The sequence below is a fragment of the Serratia sp. Res13-Sevr-LER1-36-b genome, assembly GCF_015673035.1.
GTDB classification, from domain to species: domain Bacteria; phylum Pseudomonadota; class Gammaproteobacteria; order Enterobacterales; family Enterobacteriaceae; genus Chania; species Chania fonticola_C.
In genome coordinates this window covers 194,977-218,301 of sequence record NZ_JADACK010000005.1, presented here as the reverse complement: position 1 = coordinate 218,301, position 23,325 = coordinate 194,977, and the positions used below count along the sequence as shown (strand labels likewise).

Below are 23,325 nucleotides of genomic sequence, written 5' to 3'. Positions count from 1 at the left end.
AAACCCGGCGCATCTGCCGGGTTTTTTTAATTCATGCCGCAGCTAACGGGGTGTGGTGATGGTCCGGCTTCTTCAGCAGCATCACCAGATAAACCAGCGCCACTACCGCAATCATCACAAACAGCAGCCGATCGGAGTAGCTCTGCATCAGCATCGACGTCATCGATGGGCCGAGCAAGCTGCCGACGGTATAGCTCATCAACAATGTCTGGTTCATCGCCACTAACTGATGCGGCAGCACCTTTTCGCAGGCCCAGGACATCGCCACCGGATATAAGGTAAAGCCAGCACAGCCCAGAATAAACAGCGCCGGAGCCATCGCATAGTTACCCAGCATCGCGATGCTGGCAAGGATCACCACAAACACCTGAATGCGCAGCACCAACAGGCGACCATAGCGATCGGCCAGGCGCCCTATCGGCCACTGCCCCACGATGCCGGAACTGACCAGCAGCGCCATCCAGTAACCCACGTTGGCATCACTCATCCCCTGATGGTTTAAATACAGCGGCATCAGGCCGTACAGCGAGCCCAGCACAATTCCCGAGATAATACAGCCGTTGATGCCCAACCGGGCGTCACGACGTTTAAACATCTGCCAGATAGAGGCCTGCTGCGGTTCGTCATCCTGGTTATTGACCCGCGCAAACAGCATCGGCAGCATGGCGGCCATCACAACGGCGGTCACCCACGGCACCACATCCAGCAGTTGGGTTGAAACACTGCTTAGCAGCAACTGCCCCGCAACCGTACCGAGATAGTAAACTATCATATACGCCGCCAGCAGTTGACCACGGTTACTCAGATTGCCGCTGCGCAACAGTGCGCTTTCAACGATCACCCAAATCCAGGCACACCCTACCCCGGCAAAGAAGCGCCAGCCGATCCAACTCCAGAAGTCCAGCGACAGCACCATACCCACGGTAGCGAAGGCAAAGACCAGACAGGCAAGATGATAGCTGCGGGTAAAGCCAATCCGCTTGATCAGTTTGCCCGCCACCAGCGTTCCCAGCAGGTTACCGGTAAAATAAGACGAACTCACCACCCCCACTTGCCAGGTTGGCAATTGAGCATGCGTTAACCAGAGGGGAACCAAAGTGTTCAAAACGGCGATGGAAACCGTAAGCAGCAATAGGCCGCAGAGCAACATAAGCACTGGGCGAGAATATGCGGACATAGTGAAATTGAAACCGAACAGACAGAGTAGAGTGCGCGCATCATGCCACTGGCGATAAAAAAGTCAATCGGCGGTTAACGGGCGATCGCACAATATGTTTAACAACGGGTTAAAAGTGGCTTTATAGCTGTTCCGGCAACGATTTTTCACCCGAGGCGGCCAGGGAAATATGCCCATGAAAGCAGGATAGCTTGCACAGTCCGCAACCATTACACAGCGTATCGTCACACTGCAATTGGCGGGCACCGTTTTCAGAAAGCTGGAAGGATAAAGCCTGTTGCGGGCAGTTGATGGTACACATCCGGCAGCTGTCTTGCCGCCCCAGGCAGCTATGGCTGATTTGCGGGCGCAGCAGCGTGTCGCAGGGCATTTTGTCACGCAGCGCCCCGGTTTGGCAGGCGGTGGTGCATTTGCGGCAGACATCACACTCGGTGAAATCGATGCTCAATACCGGCTTGCTTTGCTCGAGGCTCAATAATCCGTACGGGCAGCTGCTCACGCAGCCGCCACAACCGTTGCATAACGAGCTGAACAACGCCTCCGGCAAAGCCTGAGGTGGACGAGCCACCGCAGGCAATGTTACAGAGGGCGTATCCTGTTCCGGCAAGGCTTTATTACGATCCAGCCAACCAGTCAGCAACCGGCGGCGGCTATTGCCTTGCGCAGATAGCTGTTGGTTGTTGTTCATTAGAAATACAGCTCCAGGCTCGGCACCGGTGACGGGCACTCTTCCGCCCAGGCTGCCAGCGTGATTTGTGCCAACTGAGCCACACCTTGATAGAACGGATGTCCGGCATGTTGCTGCAGCAGCTCCAGATATCGCGGTGCCCACGGAAGAATGTGCAACGCAATCAGCCCGGAAATCATTTTGTGCTGCTTCTCTTCGGCCAACCAGGCCGCCATCATCAGCAAAGTGCCAATATGGTCTTCCGGCTCATTCTGGTTGCGCTGGGCTTCGATACCGTTCACCCGCAGCCATTGGCGCAGGCGCAGCGTCGAATCACCAAACAGCACGCTCTCTCTATCCAGGTAGACCGATCCCCAAGGAGGAGCAACCAGCGTATGTGGGCCAACGAACAGGCGTTGATAAGCCTCTGACAGCGTCTCTGGTTGGTTTCCAGTCAAACCTTCGGCGATCAGGGCTGCGGCCTCTTGTGCACCTTCATAAGGCCATTCGGTCAACCACTGCGGGTCGGCCAGAGAATCCAGTAAAGGCTGGCACTCTTTGCTCTCCGGTGGGGCATACAATAAAACACCTAGCACACGGCCAGTCAGGGCAATTTTTTCAAGCATCATAACTTGGGGCTTCTCCAGGGGCGCAGCCAGGCCGCGCCCAGATTAACGTTAGCCAGCCACGGCCATGCCAACGGTCATATGCAGGCCGTAGAACACGCCACGGCCAATCAACTCACCGGCAAAGACTAACACAAAGCCCAAGGTCAACCCCATCACACTGGCGTTACCACGGCGCAACTGCGGGCAAATCCAGCAACCCAGGCCGAGAACCAGCAAGACCAGCCGCCATACCATCAGTTGGCCATATTCCGGGATCAGCGCCGACGCCTGCTGTACCGAGCTGCTGATGGTAGCCAACTCACTGCCTTGCAGCAGTGCCGAGCACAGGCTAAGCAACAGCGCCAGCACGCTGATCATCATCAGTTGACCACGGCCAGCCACTTGCAGACCAGCCGCCCGCAGCAGCAACACGCCCAGCAGCGGCCCGCCGATAAACACCGACAGGAAGAAGTTCAGCGTGGTGTAACCGTTATGCCAGGTCGGTACGGTATCGATCTGGTAGACACGCGTCATGGCGTAGACAAACAGCAGCCCCAGCACCATGGTGACTACCAGCCAGGCTTTACCCAGCGCCTGCGGCATTTTTTTCAACATGGCCAGCAGCCAATAAAGGCCGCCTACCGCAAAGAATACCGAACCGCTGGCGATTTCATTACTCAACGCCGACTCACCGATGCGATTGAGCGAGTTAAAGGCCCTGATCGGCGTCCCCAGGTGCATCACGGAGGCGATAAAGGCGATCCCCATCAGCAACCACAGGAAAAACATAGAACCGTGTACCGCCTTGCTCTGGCGATCGGTCAGATTACCGGCGATCAACGCCAGCCCCATTACGATAACGCCGCCCACCACAAACTGCCCTAATACGGTGAACACCATCAGCGGCCATTCATGCCATCCCGTTCCCATTTTAAACCTCCTTCGGATTAGCCAGATGGCCGGTAGTGTCACCACTCGGGCGGCTGTTGGCGTTAGGTTTCAGTACGATGCACGGTTTGGTGAAATGCGCGGCCGGTAACGGTGCCACTTGCGCCAGGGTGCCATGTTGTTTACGCAGTTCGTCGATCGGGCCAAAGTCCAGGGCACGCAGCGGGCAGGACTCGACACAAATCGGCTTTTGGCCAACGGCAACGCGCTCATAGCAGCCATCGCACTTGGTCATGTGCCCTTTCGCTTCGTTGTACTGCGGTGCACCGTACGGGCATGCCATATGGCAGTAGCGGCAACCGATGCACACCTCTTCGTTCACCACCACAAAACCGTCTTCCCGCTTGTGCATGGCACCACTTGGGCACACTTTGGTACAGGCCGGGTCTTCGCAGTGGTTACAGGCGATCGACAGGTAATAGGCAAACACGTTTTGGTGCCAGCTATCGCCGTCTTGCTGCCAGTCGCCCCCGGCATACTCATAGATGCGGCGGAAGCTGACGTCCGGGGTCAGGTTTTTATAGTCTTTGCAGGCCAGCTCGCAGGTTTTGCAGCCGGTGCAACGACTCGAATCAATGTAGAATCCATATTGCGTAGTCATCAGCTACTCCTTAAAGTTTGGCGACCTGGACCAGATTGGTGTGAGAAGGATTGCCCTTGGCCAACGGCGACGGGCGCTGGGTGGTCAGCACGTTGATACTGCCAGCATGATCGATACGGCTACCATCTGGCGCATACCAGGCTCCTTCGCCCATAGCGACCACGCCCGGCAACATGCGTGGCGTCACCTTGGCATTAATGCGTACCTCACCCCGATCATTGTAAATACGGATCAGGTCCCCGTTGGCTATGCCGCGGGATTGCGCATCAATCGGGTTGATCCACATCTCCTGGCGGCAAGCGGCCTTCAGCACGTCGACGTTACCGTAGGTAGAGTGGGTTCTGGCCTTGTAGTGGAAACCGGTCATCTGCAATGGATACTTGCTGCTTAACGGATCGTCGAGGCTTTCGAAACCGGCCGCATACACCGGCAGCGGATCGATAACGTCGTCCTTGGATAATTCCCAAGTCGCTGCCAGCTCCGCCAGTTGGGCAGAATAGATCTCGATCTTGCCTGAAGGCGTTTTCAGTGGATTAGCCTGCGGATCGGCCCGGAATGCTTTGTAAGCCACATGGTGACCATCGGGATCGCGCTGCTTGAAGATCCCTTGCTTGAGGAACTGTTCAAAGTCCGGTAGCGCCGGAATGGCTTCACGGGACTGCTGATAAAGGTGACGCAGCCACTCTTCCTGAGTCCGCCCCTCGGTGAAGGCCTGCTCAACCCCCATACGTCGGGCGATCTCGCTGGTCATTTCATAAATGTTCTTACATTCAAACTGCGGCTTGATCGCCTGATCGGCGAAGATGACGTAACCCATATTGCCGCTTGAGGCATCCAGACAGAAATCCATCTGCTCAGAGGCGGTGCAATCTGGCAGCACCAGATCGGCATATTTCGCCGACGAGGTCATGTGGTTATCGATTACCACGATCATCTCGCACTTCTTCTCGTCTTGCAGAATGTCATGGGTACGGTTGATTTCTGAGTGCTGGTTGATCAGACAGTTACTGGCATAGTTCCAGATAAATTTGATCGGCACGTCCAGCTTGTCCTTGCCCTGCACACCGTCACGCTTGGCGGTCATTTCCGGCCCGCGCAGAATGGCATCGGTCCACATGAACATGGAGATGCTGGTTTTAACCGGATTCTCCAAGGTCGGCATCCGAACAAACGGCAGGCCGTAGGAGCCTTCGCGTGCCCCCGTGTTACCGCCATGGATCCCGACGTTACCGGTGAGGATCGGCAACATGGCGATGGCACGTGAGGTCAACTCACCGTTGGCATGGCGTTGCGGCCCCCAACCTTGGGAAATAAACGCCGGTTTGGTACTGCCAATTTCGCGCGCCAGTTTGACAATGCGGTCGGCCGGGATACCGGTAATTTTTGAGGCCCAGGCCGGCGTCTTCTCAATGCCGTCATCACCTTGGCCCAGAATATAGGCCTTATAGTGCCCATTAGCTGGAGCCCCCGCAGGTAAGGTTTTTTCGTCGTAACCCACGCAGTATTTATCCAGAAACGGCTGATCGACCAAATTCTCGCTGATTAACACATGCGCCAACCCGGCAACCAGTGCCGCATCGGTACCAGGGCGAATTGGGATCCACTCGTCTTCCCGACCGGCAGCGGTATCGGTGTAGCGCGGATCGATCACAATCATGCGCGCATTCGAACGCTCACGCGCCTGCTCCAGCAAGTAGGTTACCCCACCGCCACTCATGCGGGTTTCGCCTGGGTTGTTGCCGAACAGCACTACCAGCTTGCTGTTTTCGATGTCCGTTGGGCTGTTACCATCAGCCCAACCGCCGTAGGTGTAATTCAGCCCCATGGCGATCTGCGCGGTGCTGTAGTCACCATAGTGGTTCAGATAGCCGCCGCAGCAGTTCATCAGGCGAGCGATCAACGTAGAACCCGGTGGCCAGGAACGGGTGACTGTGCCGCCCAAGGTGCCGGTACCGTAGTTCAAATAGATGGCTTCGTTGCCATAGTCTTTGATGATGCGCTTCATGTTGTCAGCGATCAGCGTGTAGGCTTCATCCCAGCTTATCTGCTTGAATTTTCCTTCGCCCCGCTTGCCCACGCGGAGCATGGGGTACTTCAGGCGGTCTGGGTTATACACGCGGCGGCGCATTGAACGCCCACGCAGGCAGGCACGAACCTGATGCAACTCTTGGTACTCGTCGTTGCCAGTATTATCCGTTTCGACATACTTGATCATACCGTCGACCACATGCATCCGCAGCGGGCAACGGCTACCGCAGTTTACCGTACAAGCGCTCCACACCACTTTTTCTTCGGGTTTGGCAAGGGCGGATGTCGGGGAGGTCTCAGCGCTGGCACGGCGGCTGAAAGGCAGAGAAACGCCACCAACGGCAAGGGCAAGCCCGCCAATGGCACTATTTTTGACCAGCTTTCGCCTGGAGCACTGAAGGCCGGACAGAGGTTTTTTTTCGGATTCATTCATAATGATTTCGCTCTGGGTTGCATAAAATAACCAGTAAAACTGGCAATAAAACCTGCAATCAACGTGTTACGCCGCTCCCAATGCAGGTAGATTTCAAAAAAGCAGGTAAAAATGTTTTAATTGTGGCCTGCTCTAAACGGCACTATGCTCCAAAAGAGGTAGTTACACTTTGCTCACAATCAATAAAGTGTTGATATAACAGGCTTTATTGATAATGATTTTCATTTCATATTTTTTCTATCTGGATCAAATTGGTATGCTGTGGGTTACCTTTCGCCAACGGTGATGGCCGGTGGGTGGTGAGCGTATTCATGCAGGCACCGTGATCGATACGGTCACCGTTCATGTTGGCCTGATGCCAGGCTCCTTGCCCCATCGCTACCACGCCAGGCATGATGCGCGGTGTGACTTTGGCGGCCACGCGAACTTCGCCACGGCCATTGAATACCCGCACCGTTTCACCGCTGACAATGCCGCGCTGGCTGGCATCAAGCGGGTTGATCCAGACTTCCTGCGGGCAAGCCGCCTGCAGCACATCGATATTGCCGTAGCTGGAGTGGGTCCGGGCCTTATAGTGGAAACCGAACATTTGCAGCGGGTAGGTGTTACGCAACGGGTCATCCCAACCTTCAAAGGTTGACGCGTAGACCGGCAACGGGCTGATGGTTTCGTCCTTATCCAACTCCCAACTGCTGGCGATCTCTGCCAACTTGGCCGAATAGATCTCGATCTTGCCTGAAGGCGTCTTCAACGGGTTGGCTGCGGGATCGTCACGGAATTTTTTATAGGCCACAAAGTGGCCATTCGGGTCTTTACGTTTGTAAATCCCCATGCTGCGCAAAGCTTCATACGACGGCAACTGCGGGTCCTTCTCCAGCATCTTGGCGTAAAGGTATTGCAGCCATTGCTCCTGAGTGCGCCCTTCGGTGAATTTTTGGTGTACCTCAGGCCCAAGACGGCGCGCTACCTCACTCATCACTTCATAAATAGGTTTACGCTCAAACTTGGCAGAGGTGGCTGGCTGGATAAAGATCAGGTAACCCATATTGCCAGCGTAGTCGTTCGGGATAATGTCCTCCTGCTCGACCGTCATCAAGTCCGGCAGCAGAATATCGGCGTATTTCGCCGAGGAGGTCATAAAGTTTTCCAGCACCACGATCATTTCACACTGGGAGTCATCCTGAAGAATGTCGTGGGTTTTGTTGATATCGGAGTGCTGGTTGGTGATGGTGTTCCCGGCATAGTTCCAGATGAACTTGATCGGCACGTCCAACTTGTCTTTGCCGCGTACCCCATCACGTTTGGCGGTCATTTCCGGGCCGCGGGCGATGGCATCGGTCCAGCTGAAGCAGGAAATCTGCGTTTTTACCGGATTTTCCAGCACCGGCATCCGTTCAATGGTGATGGTGTAGGTTGATTCACGCGCGCCGCTGTTGCCGCCGTTGATCCCCACGTTGCCGGTCAGGATCGGCAGCATGGCAATGGCCCGTGAGGTGAGCTCACCATTTGCCTGGCGCTGTGGCCCCCAACCTTGCGAGATATAGGCCGGTTTGGCACTGCCAATCTCACGTGCCAGCTTGATGATACGGTCGGCCGGAATGCCGGTGATTTGGGATGCCCATTGTGGGGTCTTCGCAACACCGTCTTGCCCCTGCCCCAGGATATAAGCCTTATAGTGACCGTTGGCAGGCGCCCCCGCGGGTAAGGTTTTCTCATCGTAACCCACGCAGTAGTTATCCAGGAACGGTTGGTCGACCAAATCCTCGCTGATCAATACGTGCGCCAATCCGGCGACCAATGCGGCATCAGTGCCTGGCCGGATCGGGATCCACTCATCTTCCCGCCCAGCGGCCGTATCCGTATAACGCGGATCGATGACGATCATGCGCGCGTTAGAACGTTCCCGTGCCTGCTCCAGGAAATAGGTGATACCACCGCCGCTCATGCGGGTTTCCGCCGGATTGTTACCGAACAGCACTACCAGCTTGCTGTTTTCAATATCAGAGGTGCTGTTACCCTCATTGCTGCCGTAGGTATAAGGCATGGCGCAGGCGATCTGGGCGGTACTGTAGGTGCCATAGTGGCTGAGAAAACCGCCGTAGCAGTTCATCAGGCGAGCAACCAGCGAGGCATAAGGCGAAGAACGGGTGATATTGCCGCCGACAATGCCAGAGGTATAGTTGATGTAAACCGCTTCATTGCCGTATTTGGCGACGATACGCTGCAGGCTGGTGGCGATTTCGCTGTAAGCCTCTTCCCAACTGATGCGTTTGAATTTACCTTCACCACGTTGACCGACGCGTTTCATCGGGTAATTCAGACGTTCCGGATGGTTCATGCGCCGACGCATGGAGCGGCCACGCAAACAGGCGCGCACCTGATGGTTGCCATAAACATCGTCGCCCGTGTTGTCGGTTTCCACCCAGTAAACTTCGTCATCGCGTACGTGTAACCGCAAGGCGCAGCGGCTGCCACAGTTAACCGAGCAGGCTCCCCACACCACTTTATCCTGCGATGCGGATTGCACCGCCGTATCGACAGTTTCTGCCACTGCATGGCGGCTAAAAGGCAACGAAAAACCGCCAGCGGCCAGGGTCAAGCCCGCTACCGTGCCGGATTTCATTAGCGTACGGCGGCTGATACCGTTGGATGATGATGCTGCAGATTTTTGCTTCGACATAGCTCACTCCTGGTCTTGCCCGAACAACGGGAAACGTCATGCCTTGGTTGGCAGAGACAGGAGGAAGCTGAATTAGCGCTGGGTGGTTTGATGTGGAAAAACGATCCCCCCTCCATAAGTAAGGATATTACTCATTAGGGGGTAGTAAACTTTGTCTGCTATCAATAAATGTAGCTTTCATTCGTAAATAAAAACCATTCAAACGAAAAAAGCGCCCGTAGGCGCTTTCGATACACTATTTTCGCTAACACCGTGAGGTGGATTAACCGATATATTCCAGGCCGCCCATGTAAGGACGCAATGCTTCTGGCACCTGAATACGGCCATCGGCCTGCTGATAGTTTTCCAGCACGGCAACCAGAGTACGGCCTACGGCCAAACCAGAACCGTTCAGCGTGTGCACCAGGCGTGGTTTTTTCTCGGTTTTGCTGCGGCAACGAGCCTGCATACGACGCGCCTGGAAATCTCCCATGTTGGAGCAGGAAGAGATCTCACGATAGGTGTTCTGCGCAGGTAGCCACACTTCCAGATCGTAGGTTTTGCAGGAACCAAAACCGATATCACCGGTGCACAGCAGCACTTTACGATATGGCAGGTTCAGCAATTGCAGCACTTTCTCCGCATGGCCGGTCAACTCTTCCAGCGCATTCATCGAGTCTTCTGGGCGCACGATCTGAACCATTTCGACCTTGTCGAACTGGTGCATACGGATCAGGCCACGGGTGTCACGCCCGTAAGAACCGGCTTCTGAACGGAAGCATGGCGTATGCGCGGTCATCTTCAGCGGCAGATCTTCTTCATCGAGGATCTCGTCACGCACCAGGTTGGTAACTGGCACTTCCGCAGTTGGGATAAGCGCATAGTTGCTGCTTTCCGATTCTTCTTCCAGCGGTTTGGTATGGAACAGATCTTCACCAAACTTCGGCAACTGACCAGTACCGTACAGCGTGGCATGGTTCACCAGATACGGCACGTAGGTTTCCATATAGCCGTGCTGTTCCGTGTGCAGGTCCAGCATGAACTGGGCCAACGCACGGTGCATACGAGCCATTTGGCCTTTCATCACCACAAAACGTGCACCGGTCAGTTTCACCGCAGCGGCAAAGTCCAGCCCACCGGCCATTTCGCCCAGTTCAACGTGATCGCGTATCGGGAAATCGTACTGACGCGGTTCGCCCCAGCGGCAGATTTCCAGGTTTTCGCTATCGTCTTTGCCATCCGGCACCGCGTCGTCCGGCACGTTCGGCATCACCAGCGCGTAATCACGGATCTCGTTCTGCAGCTTATCCAGTGCGGCCTTGGCAGCATCCAGCTTGTCACCCAGTTCGTTCACTTCGCGACGCAGTGGCTCGATATCTTCACCGCGCGCTTTGGCCGCGCCGATGGATTTCGATCGGGAGTTACGTTCTGCCTGCAGTGTTTCAGTTTCTACCTGCAGAACCTTACGGCGCTCTTCTTGCGAACGCAGCAGATCCAGATCGAGTTTAAAGCCTCTGCGAGCCAGTTTTACGGCGACTGCGTCTAGCTCATTACGCAGCAGATTGGGATCGAGCATGCTAATCCTGTGCTTGTTGTTATTGAAAGAGAAATTGTGTTTTATGCCGCAACGGTATAGCCGCATAAAAGAAGTGTGATACCCGCTAACCTTACCGCAACGGCAACGCTAGCGGTAGCGTTTTGTCTGGCTATTTTGATCCTGCTCAGCCAGCCATGCCAACTTTTCACCGATTTTACCTTCCAGCCCGCGCGAGGTTGGATGATAGTAGCGTGTGGTGGCCATTTCCGCCGGGAAATAGCTCTCTCCGGCCGCGTAGGCGTTGGGTTCGTCATGGGCATAGCGGTATTCTGCGCCCAGCCCCATTTCTTTCATCAGCTTGGTCGGTGCGTTACGCAGATGCTCCGGCACGTCATAGTCCGCCATCTCTTTGGCATCACGCATGGCGGCTTTAAAAGCGGTATACACGGCGTTGCTTTTGGGTGCACAGGCCAGATAAACGATCGCCTGTGCGATAGCGCGTTCCCCCTCTGCAGGGCCAACGCGGGTGAAGCAATCCCAGGCGGCAATAGCCACCTGCATTCCGCGCGGATCGGCGTTGCCAACGTCTTCAGAGGCAATGGCCAGCAGGCGGCGCGCCACATACAGCGGATCGCCACCGGCGGTAATAATTCGCGCATACCAGTACAAGGCGGCATCCGGTGCGGAACCACGCACGGATTTATGCAGTGCAGAAATCAGATCGTAATAGCGATCGCCTTTGTTATCGAAGCGCGCGCTGCGTTCACCAGAGACCTCTTTGAGCAGCTCCGGGGTTAATACCCGCATGCCTTTGCCGTCGATTTCCGCCATATCGGCCATCATCTCCAGGCTGTTCAAGGCGCGGCGGGCATCGCCACCCACCAGTTCAGACAGCATGCGCTTGGTTTCCGGCAGCAGCTCGATATTCTGATCGCCAAAACCACGCGCCTTGTCTTCCATGGCCTGATCCAGCACCTGGCCGATGTCGTCCGCTGTCAGCGCTTTGAGCAGATACACCCGCGCACGGGACAGCAACGCCGAGTTCAGTTCAAAGGAGGGGTTTTCCGTAGTAGCACCGATAAAGGTAATGGTGCCGTCTTCGATATGTGGCAGGAAGGCATCCTGCTGGCTTTTATTGAAGCGGTGGACCTCGTCAACAAATAGGATGGTGCGGCGGCCTGCATCCCGGTTTTGCCGGGCGCGCTCGATGGCTTCGCGGATCTCTTTGATGCCGGAGGTCACCGCTGAGATGCGCTCAACATCGGCCCGACCATAGCGGCCAATCAACTCTGCCAGCGTCGTTTTCCCGGTTCCCGGCGGCCCCCACAGGATCATCGAGTGCAACTGCCCAGCTTCGATGGCGCGTGGCAACGGCTTGCCCGGAGCCAGCAAATGCTGCTGGCCAATGTATTGCGTCAGCGTGGTTGGCCGCATACGCGCGGCCAGTGGCTGGAACTCATTGTGGGAAAAATCGAGTGACATGTTGCTCACGTAGACCTCACTGGCGCTGGTCGTCCAGCGTCACCCCCTTCGGTGGGGTAAATTTGAATTTGGCAGCATCAACGCTGCTGCTCTGCTGGCTCTTCAACTGATAAGCGCTGCGTTGACCATCTTGCTCAACCGCTGCAAAGCTTTTGATGGTGCCGCTATTGGTCACGGTGATGGCAAACTGCTTCAGATTACCGCTGCTGGCCTTTGGCGTCAGTTCGAAATCATCGCCTTTCTGCTTCACGTTGTACTTTTTCCAGTCGTTAGCATCGTTACGGGTGATCAGCATAAAGGGCGTATTACCGGTGGCGTTTTTCAGCCAGGTGGCCGTCACCTGCTCGACGAACGGGTTGTAGAACCACAGGGTCTCACCGTCCGAAACCAGCACGCTCTCATCCGGCGAGGTCATGTGCCAGTTAAACAGATTGGGGCGTTTTACCCATAATTCACCTTCCCCTTGCTGCACCGCAGCGCCGTCACTACTGGTGACCGATTGGGAGAAGCTGGCATGGAAACTGTTTACTTTCGCCAGACGACTTTGCAAATCTTGCGCAGCATCCGCTAACACGGAAGTAGACGCGAATCCCGAAAGCAGACAACAGGCCATCAACAGTTTTTTCATTATTCCAGATACCTTATGAAATGCGTTTACCGCAAACTGGGTCAATATAACCCTGAACACCTCCACTCTACCCGAAGCGCTTGACTGACAGCCAGAGCACTATTCCGATAAAGCGGGGGTTTACGCTTCTTTGCACAAGGGCCGCAAAGCGGCCCTTTTATTATGGTTACAGCGCCTGATGGCAATCAGTCATGCCGTGGCGGGGCCAGCACCTCACGGTTACCGTTATGCCCCTGCTCGCTGACAATGCCCTGCGCTTCCATCTGTTCGATGATACGCGCGGCGCGGTTGTAGCCGATGCGGAACTGACGCTGTACACCGGAAATCGAGGCACGGCGTTTATCCACCACAAACTCAACCGCCTGATCGAACAGCGGATCCAGCTCTTCGTCACCGTCCAGACCACCGCCTGCGCCACCCTCACCGTCTTCACCGGCGCTGAGAATGCCCTCTTTATACTGCGGCCGCTCACGCGCTTTCCAGTCTTTAACCACGGCATGAACTTCCTGATCGCGGACAAACGCCCCGTGCACACGCACCGGTATCGAAGAGTTCGGTGCCAGATACAGCATATCGCCCATCCCCAGCAAGGATTCCGCTCCTCCCTGATCGAGAATGGTGCGGGAGTCGATCTTGCTCGATACGGTAAAGGCGATACGCGTCGGGATGTTGGCCTTGATCAAACCGGTGATCACGTCCACCGAAGGACGCTGGGTTGCCAGCACCAGGTGGATCCCCGCAGCACGCGCTTTCTGTGCCAGGCGAGCGATCAACTCTTCCACCTTTTTGCCCACCGTCATGATCAGATCGGCAAATTCATCCACCATCACCACGATGTACGGCTCTTTTTCCAACACCGGCGGCGTGATATCCATGCTGTCGCTTGGCTTCCAGAACGGATCCGGGATTGGCCGCCCCATCGCCTCGGCCTGATCGACGCGCTCGTTATAGCCCGCCAGGTTACGAACCCCCAGGGCAGACATCAACTTATAGCGGCGCTCCATCTCGGCTACGCACCAACGCAACGCATTGGCGGCGTCTTTCATATCGGTAACCACATCGGTCAGCAGGTGTGGAATGCCTTCGTAGACCGACAGTTCCAGCATTTTCGGGTCGATCATGATAAAGCGCACTTCTTTCGGCGTGGCTTTATACAAGATGCTGAGGATCATGGCGTTGACCCCGACCGACTTACCAGAACCGGTGGTGCCGGCTACCAGCAGATGCGGCATTTTAGCCAGATCGGCAACCACTGGCTGACCCGCGATATCTTTACCCAATACGATCGCCAGAGGCGATGGATTATCGCGGAAGGCTGGGCAATCCAGCACTTCGCGCAGATACACGGTTTGCCGTTTGACGTTCGGCAACTCTAGGCCGACGTAAGGCTTACCTGGGATCACCTCCACCACACGCACGGCGGAAGTTGACAATGAACGGGCCAGATCGCGCGACAGGTTGGAGATACGCGCGGCCTTGACGCCGGGAGCCAAATCCAGTTCGAAGCGGGTAATGACCGGGCCAGGCAGAATATCGACCACGTCGGCCTTGACGCGGTAATCCGCCAGGCTGGCTTCCACCAGCCGCGCTTTCTGTTCCAGCGCGAAGGTATCGACCGGCTCGACCTCTTTCGGGGCCTCGGTCAACAGATCCAGCGTTGGCAGTGGCGTAGTCGGTTTCTGCAGCGGCATATCATTACGCATCAGGAATGGATGGATCAGGCTGTCCATCGCTGGTGCTGGCGGTTGCTGCTGAACGGGTGGCTGATAAGTCTGCTGCGGCTGGTAACCAGGCGCAGGGTTAGTTTGTGGACGCGGTGCCTGATAAGCGGGCACCTCAGGCTCAAACTGCCCGAACGGCACATCGTCTTCCAACTCGCTTTCCTGCTCGATGCTATCCTCAAGCTGTGGCGACAGAGTAAACAGCGGCTCGGTTGGGCCGTCATCCACCAGATCTGCCATCGGTGAGAAACTGTAGGCCTGGCGAGTATCCACCGGACGAGTCACCGGAGCCGTTTCTCGATCAGGCTGCGGCTCTTCTACGCCATAGCGTGCCTGTTGCTGCGCGGCAAATGCCTGACCGAGTTCGGCCTCACGCTGCGCATCTTCGTCATCTTGTTGATACTCTTCTTGCTGATACTCTTCGCCATAGCGCTGGCTTTGCTGTTCGGCAAAGGCCTGACGCAATGCGGCCTCTTGCAAGGCTTCATCTTCTTCCTGCGGATTGCTGACCGGTTCTGGCTGAAGTTCATCCCCACGGTTGCGCTGCTCCTGCTCCGCGATCCGCTGCGAAGGCAGCTTGATGCCGTAGGAGGCCAGCTCACGCCGGGTTGGAATACGCACCGGATTTGGCCGTGGCAGTTCCGGGCCGATGCCCTGTTTGATCTGCGAGCTCGCATCGCTGGTGGCAGTAAACGCAGGCATAAAGGTGTTGTTCACCACGCCGGCGGTTGCTGCGGCTGCGGCAGTCGCCGCTGGCCTCACTACCTCTCTGGCGCTGAAACCCGTCGAGCCAATGACATCGTCGCTATCCCGCTGGGCCGCAGAGAAATCAAACGGTGACGGCTCTGGTTTTGGCGTAACGGGGGTCTGCCAGTCACCCAGGCGCGGCTCATGTTCCTCACGATAAGGCTCCGTTACGCGCGTCGTTCTCGGTGCCGGAGTCTCTTCTGGCAGTTCAAACGAATACAGCGGCGGCGTGTCTTGTGGCGGCGCAGGGGTTAATGGATGCTGATTGATGGAGGCAGGCGCTGTCGGGGCCACGGTGACCGGAGCCTGAACGGCCGCTTTCGGCATTACCGGGATATCGGTAACGACCGGCGCTGGCTCGGCAAGCGGGAAGTCATCATCGCTGGCACGCAACCCACTCAATAAAGGATCGGCGGCATCTTGCGCTTCTTCTTCGGCGGTTTCGGTCACGGAAGAGGCAGAGAACAACGCGTCGTCCTCATCAACTTCCATAGTAGCAGGTGCCACAGGTTGGCCGCTTTCCTCGTGCTCATCGAACACGACATCGTCATCGTCGTGATAGCGGTCTTCACGGCGTGAACGGTTAGTCATAAAGGTAGCGGCGCCCAGCACTACACCACCAATTTTTTCCGCAATCACCAGCCATGACCAGCCGGTGAACAGAGTCAGCCCCACAGCCCAAATGCCGAGCAGCGCCAAGGTGGCGCCAATGCCGTTAAACCACGGCAACATGGCATTGCTTAGCAGGCTGCCAATCACCCCGCCGGAAGCGAAGTAATAGAGATCGTCGACGTTCAACGCCGCCAGGCCACACGAAGTAAGCACCAGCGCCAATGTGCCGATCAAACGTAACGAGAGCCCAAAGAAATCGACATAATCGCCGTCATCGCGCCGACGGTAACCGGACAGGCACAACACCAGCATAATCGGTGGGATCGCGTAGGCAAGGACCCCAAAGGTGAAGAACAACGTGTCGGCCAACCATGCGCCTACTCCGCCGCCCAGATTGTGGATAGGCTCATGCCAGGCAGTTTGCGACCAACTAGGATCGGAAGGATTGAAACTGACCAACGCAGCCATAAGGTAAACGGCAAATATTGCCACCACGATCAACACAGCCTCGAGCAAACGCCGCCCACTGCTGAGTTTTTTCAGGGTAACTTCTTTATCTTCTGTGTATTCCTGGCTCAAGAAAGGCACTCCAGGTTCCTGTTGACGGATAGAGTAACGGCGCCGGGAAGTTTCCCCGGCGCCAAAACTGTATGAATAAACAGGAGTGTAACGAATTTAATCAGGTTTTGCACCTGCACCTTACCGTGTTTTGATAACCAGACGGTTACTCTGTTTGACTTCTTCCATCACGACGTAAGTACGGGTGTCATTAACCCCCGGTAAACGCAACAGAGTTTCGCCCAACAGCTTACGGTAAGCTGACATATCTGGCACACGGGTTTTCAACAGATAGTCGAAATCACCGGAAACCAGATGACACTCCTGAATTTCTTCAAGTTTTTGCACCGCAGAGTTGAATTGCTCAAACACATCCGGCGCGCCGCGGTTCAACGTGATTTCCACGAAGACCAGCAGGGAAGCATCCAGATAATGCGGGTTAAGCAATGCGGTATACCCATGAATAAAGCCTTGACGCTCAAGACGGCGCACACGCTCCAAACAAGGGGTTGGGGATAACCCCACGCGCTTTGAAAGTTCGACGTTCGAAATGCGCCCATCCTTCTGCAACTCATTGAGGATGTTGCGATCGATACGGTCGAGATCTTTCCCCGGGCGTTTTTTAGTATCTACCATTATTATTGTCTCTCTTATGTTCTTCCCTGCACTTGCCACACCCTAGCCAACGTCAATGTGCAAGGATTTGTTCCAAGCGAAGACCCGATGCCAGTGTTAAGCGGTTCATCCCCCTGAGGGAACAGGATACGTAATACCAACCGCCCTTGTGCTTCGTCACTATTCGTCACTACCATCTTCCGCCGTTGCCCAGCCTGTCTGTCACCTCTGGGCAACGAATTCAAATGATTTACGTTCAGAAATCCATCAACTCCCGCCAGGGCAAACCCTCCCTCACCCATCGCAACCCGGCAATGTTCTGCCTGGGTGGCGAAAATGCCTACGATTTGCTGCTGGCACGGGGTTAATTTCTTCTTCCTATGATGTTTTCGCAAATGCGCAGCGGATTGTCAAAGTAAAAGAAGTAAAATCAGTAGAACGTACCGCCAGCAAAACTGAGCACCTGATTTTTTGTTAAGAATTTCCCTCATTCAAAACCCGGCAGTTACCGCCATAAACCCGGCAATAACCGCGTTTTTAGCCTATTGCTGTACAAAATTATCGCGTTCAGTTCCCCGCCCTGCCGAGGGATAAAAACTCGGCTAATAGACGCTGGTTATCAAACAAATCGGTAACAACATCCCCTGGCGCTTTTTTTACTGCCGCATTTTCCCTACAATCGGTTCCATTGTCCGCCATTGTGGGAAACGAGGTTATTCATGGGCACGGCTAAACATAGCAAATTATTGATCCTGGGCTCTGGCCCAGCTGGCTACACCGCAGCGGTTTATGCTGCGCGCGCGAACCTGAACCCGGTATTGATCACCGGTATGGAGCAAGGCGGTCAGTTGACCACCACTACCGAAGTGGAGAACTGGCCAGGCGATGCCGAAGGTTTGACCGGCCCGGCGCTGATGGAGCGGATGCGTGAGCACGCAGAAAAGTTCGACACCCAGATCGTGTTTGATCATATCAACAGTGTCGATCTGCAGAACCGTCCTTTCCGCCTGTTGGGTGATAGCGGTGAATATACCTGCGATGCCTTGATTATCGCTACTGGCGCATCGGCCCGTTATTTAGGCCTGCCATCGGAAGAAGCTTTCAAGGGCAAAGGGGTCTCCGCCTGCGCTACCTGCGATGGTTTCTTCTATCGCAACCAGAAGGTCGCCGTAGTCGGTGGTGGCAACACCGCCGTGGAAGAAGCGCTGTATCTGTCGAACATCGCCTCTGAAGTTCACCTGGTGCACCGCCGTGACACTTTCCGCAGCGAAAAGATCCTGATCAATCGCCTGATGGAAAAAGTGAAGAACGGCAACATCATCCTGCATACGGACAGCACGCTAGACGAAGTGTTGGGCGATCAGATGGGCGTCACCGGAATGCGCTTACGCAGCACCAAAGACACTGAGCAGACCAAAGACTTAGAGCTTGCTGGCGTATTTATCGCGATCGGTCACAGCCCGAACACCTCGATTTTTGGCGGGCAGCTTGAGCTGGAAAACGGCTATATCAAGGTGCAGTCCGGCATTCACGGTAACGCGACCCAGACTTCCATCCCAGGCGTATTTGCCGCAGGTGACGTCATGGATCACATTTACCGCCAGGCAATCACTTCAGCCGGAACGGGCTGTATGGCCGCACTGGATGCCGAACGCTATCTCGACGGTATCGCGCAGGCCGAAGTTAAGTAAGCCCTCATCAGCAATGATACCGAGGCGGCCTGTGGGCCGCCTTATTTTTATCCACCACCCCTGAAAGTTCAAAACAACCCCATCCGCGCTAAAAACGTGACTGTTGCCCAAGTTATGAAAGGGATATTTATTTCACGTCTACCGAGTGACGAGGTAACATTAGCGTTCACTTGTCTTATTTCCCGCTGAGACAAACACTTTTTTAACAGTACGTTAACCAAGCCTGCTACAACAGGCATCGGCGACGCAGACTACCTGATGAAAAAAACCAGACAGCACCAGTTAACCCGTTGGCTCAAAACACAGAGTACGTTGGCGCAGCGTTGGCTGCGTTTATCCATGCTGTTAGGCCTGGCAAGCGGCATTTTGATCGTCGCCCAGGCCTGGCTGTTGGCCTCACTGCTCCATGCACTGATTATTGAGCATCAGCCCCGTGGCGAACTGGTTTCGTCATTTATCTGGTTGGCCGCCACCTTTGCCTTGCGCGCCTTCTTGAGCTGGCTACGCGAACGGGTCGGCTTCATCTGCGGGCAGGTCATTCGCCAGCGTATGCGTGCGCAGGTGCTGGATAAGTTGCAACAGCTTGGCCCCGCCTGGATCCAGGGCAAGCCCGCCGGGAGCTGGGCCAGCATCATCGTTGAGCAAATTGAGGATATGCAGGATTACTATTCCCGCTATCTGCCGCAAATGTATCTGGCCGTGTTTATCCCGGTGCTGATCCTGATCACCGTCTTCCCGATCAACTGGGCGGCCGGGTTTATCCTGCTGGCTACCGCCCCGCTGATCCCGCTGTTTATGGCGCTGGTCGGTATGGGGGCAGCCGATGCCAACCGCCGTAACTTTGTCGCGCTGGCAAGGCTCAGCGGCAATTTCCTCGATCGCCTGCGCGGCCTGGATACTCTGCGTCTGTTTAATCGCGGCCAGGCTGAAACCGATCACATTGCCAAATCCTCAGAAGATTTCCGCCAGCGCACTATGGAAGTGCTGCGTCTGGCCTTCCTCTCCTCCGCCGTGCTTGAGTTCTTCGCCTCGATTTCCATCGCCGTGGTGGCGGTCTATTTTGGCTTCTCCTACCTCGGTGAACTGAACTTTGGCAGCTATGGCATGGGCGTAACGCTATTTGCCGGTTTTCTGGTGCTGATCCTGGCACCGGAGTTTTTCCAACCGCTGCGCGATCTGGGCGCCTTTTACCATGCCAAAGCTCAGGCTGTGGGCGCTGCTGAAGCGCTGGAAACCTTCCTGGCCGCCGAGGGTGAGCAGGTTGGCAATGGCTCTCAAACGCTAAATAGCGAAGAAGCACTGACCATACGGGCACAGCAGTTGGAAATCCTCTCGCCAAATGGGGTAGTGCTTGCAGGGCCGCTTGATTTTACCTTGCCAGCCAACCAGCGCATTGCTTTGGTCGGGCTTAGCGGTGCCGGGAAGAGTTCGTTGTTGAATCTGCTACTGGGCTTCCTGCCCTATCGTGGCTCGTTGCTGATCAACGGCATCGAACTGCGCGAGCTGGCTGCGGTTAACTGGCGTCAGCAACTGGGTTGGGTGGGGCAAAACCCCCATCTGCCAGCCCAAACGTTACGGGACAATATTCTGCTCGGCTACCCGCAGGCCAGCGAGGCCCAATTGCAGCAGGCCGTCGAACAGGCTTACGTCAGCGAATTCCTGCCCCACCTGCCAAAAGGGTTGGCAACCGATCTGGGCGACGGTGCTGCCCGCCTTTCCGTTGGGCAAGCTCAGCGTGTGGCCGTAGCGCGAGCGCTGCTCAGCCCGCGCCGCTTGCTGTTACTGGATGAGCCTGCGGCCAGCCTGGACGCCCACAGCGAACGTTTGGTGATGCAGGCGCTGAATGCAGCCTCTCATCAGCAGACCACGCTGTTGGTCACGCACCAGTTGGAAGATACCGAAGATTATGACCAGATTTGGGTGATGGACAGCGGCAAAATCGTGCAGCAGGGCAACTACGCCACGCTCAGCACCCAGCCCGGTCTGTTTGCCAAACTGATTGCACACCGCAGCGGGGAGCTATAATCATGCGCGTTTTGCTGCCATTCCTGGCGTTGTATCGTCGTCACACGTTTCTGATTTTACTGGGTATCGTGCTGGCTATCGTCACCCTGCTGGCCAGTATCGGCCTGCTAGCGCTGTCCGGCTGGTTCCTGGCCGCCTCTTCTCTGGCCGGGCTGGCGGGATTGTATACCTTCAACTACATGCTACCGGCCGCTGGCGTACGGGGTGCGGCAATCTTCCGTACCGCCGGACGTTATGCAGAACGGGTCGTCAGCCATGACGCCACTTTCCGTGTGTTGTCCCATCTGCGGGTCTTTACCTTCCGCAAGATCCTGCCGCTGTCACCGGGTGGTATTGCCCGCTTCCGTCAGGCTGAGCTTCTCAACCGCCTGGTTGCCGACGTCGATACGCTCGATCACCTCTACCTACGCGTTATTTCGCCGATGGTCAGCGCTGCGGTGGTGATTGTGGTGGTTACCTTCGGCCTCAGTTGGCTGGATGTTCCACTAGCCCTGACGCTGGGCGGAATTTTGTTATTGCTGTTGCTGGCCGTTCCGCCGATCTTCTATCGCGCAGGTAAGCCTATTGGGGAAGAGTTGACCCTGTTACGCAGCCAGTACCGCACCGACCTGACCGCATGGCTCCAGGGGCAGGCCGAACTGGTGGTGTTTGGCGCGCTGGACGGTTTCCGGCATAAGCTCAACGCGACCGAACAGCGTTGGCAAAGCCGTCAGTGGCAACAGGCTTCGCTAGGGGGGATTGCTCAGGCGCTGATGATCCTGGCAAGTGGCCTCACCGTGACGCTATTGATGTGGCTTGCCGCTGCGGGGATCGGTGGCGATACCCAACCCGGGGCCCTGATTGCCTTGTTTGCCTTTGCCGCCCTGGCCTCTTTTGAAGCCATGATGCCCGTCGCCGCCGCGTTCCAACATCTGGGCCAAGTGATCGCTTCGGCGACCCGGGTCAAGCAGATCATCGATCAGCAACCGGAAGTCACCTTCCCTGCCAGCGGTCCAGCCTCACAGCCAGGCGCAGAGCTGCAACTGAGCAAGGTGTCCTTCACCTATCCCGACCAGCCGCTGCCGGTGTTGAACAACGTGACGCTGAACATCGCCGCTGGTGAGCACATCGCGCTGTTGGGCCGTACCGGCTGTGGTAAATCGACCCTATTGCAATTACTGACCCGCGCCTGGAATGCTGACAGCGGCCAAATCCTGCTCAACGACCAACCATTGGCTAGCTATGATGAAGCTACGCTGCGCGCCATGACTACGGTAGTGAGCCAACGGGTACATATCTTCAGCAGTACCCTGCGTGAAAACTTGCGTATCGCCGCACCTGCGGCCAGCGATGAGGACTTAAACCTCGCACTGCAACAAGTCGGTCTGGATAAGCTGCTGGAAAATGAGGGGTTGAACGCCTGGCTGGGTGAAGGTGGCCGCCAGCTTTCCGGTGGTGAGCAACGCCGTCTGGGCATTGCCCGCGCCCTGCTGCATCAAGCCCCGCTATTACTGCTGGATGAACCAACTGAAGGGCTGGATGCAGAAACCGAACAGCAGATCCTGGCCCTGTTGCGCCAGCATTGCCGCGGCAAGACGTTAATTCTGGTGACTCACAGACTCTATGGGCTGGAGCATTTCGATCGCATCTGCGTGATGGACGGTGGCAGTATTGTGGAACAAGGTAGCCACGCAGCGCTGATGCGCCAGCCTGGCCGTTACGCCCAATTCCGCCAACGTATCAGTAATGTATCGCTGTAAAACCGCCTGTGGGCGACGCTAAGAGGTTTTATGCGCATTGTTAAGCTGTCATCGCAGTCTGTAGCGTTTCCCTCACCAGAGGCCGCCCTGCACGATCCTAACGGACTGCTGGCCATCGGTGGCGATTTGGCACCTGCGCGGCTGCTGGCAGCCTATGAGCGCGGGATCTTCCCCTGGTATTCGCCTGGGGAAGCCATCCTCTGGTGGTCACCGGACCCTCGGGCGGTGCTGTTCCCAGCGCAATTCCATGTCAGCCGCAGCTTCAAGCGATTCCTGCGCAACCCGCCGTTCCGCATTACTCTCAATCATGATTTTGCCGCCGTGATCGCCGCATGCTCATACCGGCCCGATGAAGGCACCTGGATCGGCGAGGAGGTACAGCAAGCCTATTTACAATTGCATCACCTCGGGCACGCCCATTCCATTGAGGTGTGGCAGGGGGAAGAGCTGGTCGGCGGCCTGTACGGTGTCGCTCAGGGAGCGCTGTTCTGCGGTGAATCAATGTTTAGCCGCACCACCAACGCATCAAAGTGTGCTTTATGGGCGTTTTGCCGCCATTTTGCCGGTTATGGAGGAGAATTGGTTGACTGTCAGGTGCTTAACGCTCACACTGCCCGGCTTGGAGCGAGAGAAATTCCCCGCCGCCAATTTTTGCAGCAGTTGAGCAACCTTCAGCGCAGGGTGTTAGCGCCGGAATGCTGGACAGCGCAAGTCATACCCCCACAGCTGGTTGAACTGCCCTCCCAAACTGACTAATTTTGTGGAATCGGTGCATTGTTCACCGACACTCCTTTACATAATGTGGGTTTTTCGGCATTATCTTGCCGGTTAAAAACTAAGGTAGTTACA

General features: G+C 56.0%; 17 protein-coding genes. 5 read left to right on the top strand and 12 right to left on the bottom strand.

Annotated features, from left to right (window positions below):
- Positions 1–31: 31 nt before the first annotated feature.
- The 12 genes from IMQ33_RS02105 to lrp all read right to left on the bottom strand — a co-directional run bounded on the left by IMQ33_RS02105 (position 32) and on the right by lrp (position 17,042).
- Entirely contained in the window at positions 32–1,177 is a 1,146-nt protein-coding gene (locus tag IMQ33_RS02105; RefSeq protein WP_065685328.1) for an MFS transporter, read from the bottom strand.
- A gap of 121 nt (positions 1,178–1,298) precedes the next feature.
- Positions 1,299–1,865 carry a ferredoxin-type protein NapF gene (napF, locus tag IMQ33_RS02100; protein ID WP_071680747.1) on the bottom strand — a complete coding sequence of 189 codons (567 nt, stop codon included), beginning with the start codon at positions 1,863–1,865 and terminating at the stop codon, positions 1,299–1,301.
- Positions 1,865–2,473 (bottom strand): Tat proofreading chaperone DmsD, encoded by a 609-nt coding sequence (gene dmsD / locus IMQ33_RS02095; protein WP_037412102.1) that lies wholly within the window; start codon positions 2,471–2,473, stop codon positions 1,865–1,867. The genes napF and dmsD overlap by 1 nt, the downstream gene beginning before the upstream one ends.
- Before the next feature lie 48 nt (positions 2,474–2,521).
- On the bottom strand, positions 2,522–3,382 hold the full coding sequence (locus IMQ33_RS02090; RefSeq protein ID WP_024529861.1) for a dimethyl sulfoxide reductase anchor subunit family protein: 861 nt from the start codon (positions 3,380–3,382) through the stop codon (positions 2,522–2,524).
- Position 3,383: 1 nt separating this feature from the next.
- Positions 3,384–4,001, bottom strand: a complete 618-nt coding sequence (locus IMQ33_RS02085) for a DMSO/selenate family reductase complex B subunit (protein ID WP_024529862.1) — start codon at positions 3,999–4,001, stop codon at positions 3,384–3,386.
- A gap of 10 nt (positions 4,002–4,011) precedes the next feature.
- Positions 4,012–6,462, bottom strand: coding sequence for a dimethylsulfoxide reductase subunit A (dmsA, locus tag IMQ33_RS02080; protein ID WP_161712279.1), 2,451 nt, complete (start codon positions 6,460–6,462; stop codon positions 4,012–4,014).
- A gap of 226 nt (positions 6,463–6,688) precedes the next feature.
- Positions 6,689–9,142, bottom strand: coding sequence for a selenate/tellurate reductase subunit YnfE (ynfE, locus tag IMQ33_RS02075; RefSeq protein ID WP_196062895.1), 2,454 nt, complete (start codon positions 9,140–9,142; stop codon positions 6,689–6,691).
- A gap of 262 nt (positions 9,143–9,404) precedes the next feature.
- Positions 9,405–10,697, bottom strand: a complete 1,293-nt coding sequence (gene serS / locus IMQ33_RS02070) for a serine--tRNA ligase (protein ID WP_196062894.1) — start codon at positions 10,695–10,697, stop codon at positions 9,405–9,407.
- Positions 10,698–10,805: 108 nt separating this feature from the next.
- Positions 10,806–12,149 carry a replication-associated recombination protein A gene (locus tag IMQ33_RS02065; protein ID WP_196062893.1) on the bottom strand — a complete coding sequence of 448 codons (1,344 nt, stop codon included), beginning with the start codon at positions 12,147–12,149 and terminating at the stop codon, positions 10,806–10,808.
- A 7-nt stretch (positions 12,150–12,156) separates the two neighbouring features.
- Positions 12,157–12,768 (bottom strand): outer membrane lipoprotein chaperone LolA, encoded by a 612-nt coding sequence (lolA, locus tag IMQ33_RS02060; protein WP_024529867.1) that lies wholly within the window; start codon positions 12,766–12,768, stop codon positions 12,157–12,159.
- A 185-nt stretch (positions 12,769–12,953) separates the two neighbouring features.
- Positions 12,954–16,427 carry a DNA translocase FtsK 4TM domain-containing protein gene (locus tag IMQ33_RS02055; RefSeq protein ID WP_196062892.1) on the bottom strand — a complete coding sequence of 1,158 codons (3,474 nt, stop codon included), beginning with the start codon at positions 16,425–16,427 and terminating at the stop codon, positions 12,954–12,956.
- A 120-nt stretch (positions 16,428–16,547) separates the two neighbouring features.
- Positions 16,548–17,042: a leucine-responsive transcriptional regulator Lrp gene (gene lrp / locus IMQ33_RS02050; protein ID WP_021804943.1), complete on the bottom strand. Its 495-nt coding sequence runs from the start codon at positions 17,040–17,042 to the stop codon at positions 16,548–16,550.
- Between the two features lie 224 nt (positions 17,043–17,266).
- Between lrp and IMQ33_RS26260 the strand changes: the two genes are divergently transcribed.
- The 5 genes from IMQ33_RS26260 to aat all read left to right on the top strand — a co-directional run bounded on the left by IMQ33_RS26260 (position 17,267) and on the right by aat (position 23,232).
- On the top strand, positions 17,267–17,389 hold the full coding sequence (locus IMQ33_RS26260; RefSeq protein ID WP_255518594.1) for a hypothetical protein: 123 nt from the start codon (positions 17,267–17,269) through the stop codon (positions 17,387–17,389).
- Between the two features lie 351 nt (positions 17,390–17,740).
- Positions 17,741–18,712 (top strand): thioredoxin-disulfide reductase, encoded by a 972-nt coding sequence (trxB, locus tag IMQ33_RS02045; RefSeq protein WP_196062891.1) that lies wholly within the window; start codon positions 17,741–17,743, stop codon positions 18,710–18,712.
- Between the two features lie 258 nt (positions 18,713–18,970).
- Complete coding sequence (cydD, locus tag IMQ33_RS02040; protein ID WP_065685334.1) at positions 18,971–20,737, top strand: cysteine/glutathione ABC transporter permease/ATP-binding protein CydD; 1,767 nt, start codon at positions 18,971–18,973, stop codon at positions 20,735–20,737.
- Between the two features lie 2 nt (positions 20,738–20,739).
- The gene (gene cydC, locus IMQ33_RS02035; RefSeq protein ID WP_098927847.1) at positions 20,740–22,476 is read left to right on the top strand and encodes a cysteine/glutathione ABC transporter ATP-binding protein/permease CydC; all 1,737 of its coding nucleotides are present in this window, start codon (positions 20,740–20,742) and stop codon (positions 22,474–22,476) included.
- 30 nt (positions 22,477–22,506) lie between these two features.
- Positions 22,507–23,232, top strand: coding sequence for a leucyl/phenylalanyl-tRNA--protein transferase (aat, locus tag IMQ33_RS02030; RefSeq protein WP_098927849.1), 726 nt, complete (start codon positions 22,507–22,509; stop codon positions 23,230–23,232).
- The last annotated feature ends 93 nt before the right edge of the window (positions 23,233–23,325 follow it).

Bases quoted from the DNA above. Each gene is read 5' to 3' on its own strand.
- IMQ33_RS02105 (WP_065685328.1), bottom strand. From the start codon at position 1,177: ATGTCCGCATATTCTCGCCCAGTGCTTATGTTGCTCTGCGGCCTATTG.
- napF (WP_071680747.1), bottom strand. From the start codon at position 1,865: ATGAACAACAACCAACAGCTATCTGCGCAAGGCAATAGCCGCCGCCGG.
- dmsD (WP_037412102.1), bottom strand. From the start codon at position 2,473: ATGATGCTTGAAAAAATTGCCCTGACTGGCCGTGTGCTAGGTGTTTTA.
- IMQ33_RS02090 (WP_024529861.1), bottom strand. From the start codon at position 3,382: ATGGGAACGGGATGGCATGAATGGCCGCTGATGGTGTTCACCGTATTA.
- IMQ33_RS02085 (WP_024529862.1), bottom strand. From the start codon at position 4,001: ATGACTACGCAATATGGATTCTACATTGATTCGAGTCGTTGCACCGGC.
- dmsA (WP_161712279.1), bottom strand. From the start codon at position 6,462: ATGAATGAATCCGAAAAAAAACCTCTGTCCGGCCTTCAGTGCTCCAGG.
- ynfE (WP_196062895.1), bottom strand. From the start codon at position 9,142: ATGTCGAAGCAAAAATCTGCAGCATCATCATCCAACGGTATCAGCCGC.
- serS (WP_196062894.1), bottom strand. From the start codon at position 10,697: ATGCTCGATCCCAATCTGCTGCGTAATGAGCTAGACGCAGTCGCCGTA.
- lolA (WP_024529867.1), bottom strand. From the start codon at position 12,768: ATGAAAAAACTGTTGATGGCCTGTTGTCTGCTTTCGGGATTCGCGTCT.
- lrp (WP_021804943.1), bottom strand. From the start codon at position 17,042: ATGGTAGATACTAAAAAACGCCCGGGGAAAGATCTCGACCGTATCGAT.
- IMQ33_RS26260 (WP_255518594.1), top strand. From the start codon at position 17,267: ATGATTTACGTTCAGAAATCCATCAACTCCCGCCAGGGCAAACCCTCC.
- trxB (WP_196062891.1), top strand. From the start codon at position 17,741: ATGGGCACGGCTAAACATAGCAAATTATTGATCCTGGGCTCTGGCCCA.
- cydD (WP_065685334.1), top strand. From the start codon at position 18,971: ATGAAAAAAACCAGACAGCACCAGTTAACCCGTTGGCTCAAAACACAG.
- cydC (WP_098927847.1), top strand. From the start codon at position 20,740: ATGCGCGTTTTGCTGCCATTCCTGGCGTTGTATCGTCGTCACACGTTT.
- aat (WP_098927849.1), top strand. From the start codon at position 22,507: ATGCGCATTGTTAAGCTGTCATCGCAGTCTGTAGCGTTTCCCTCACCA.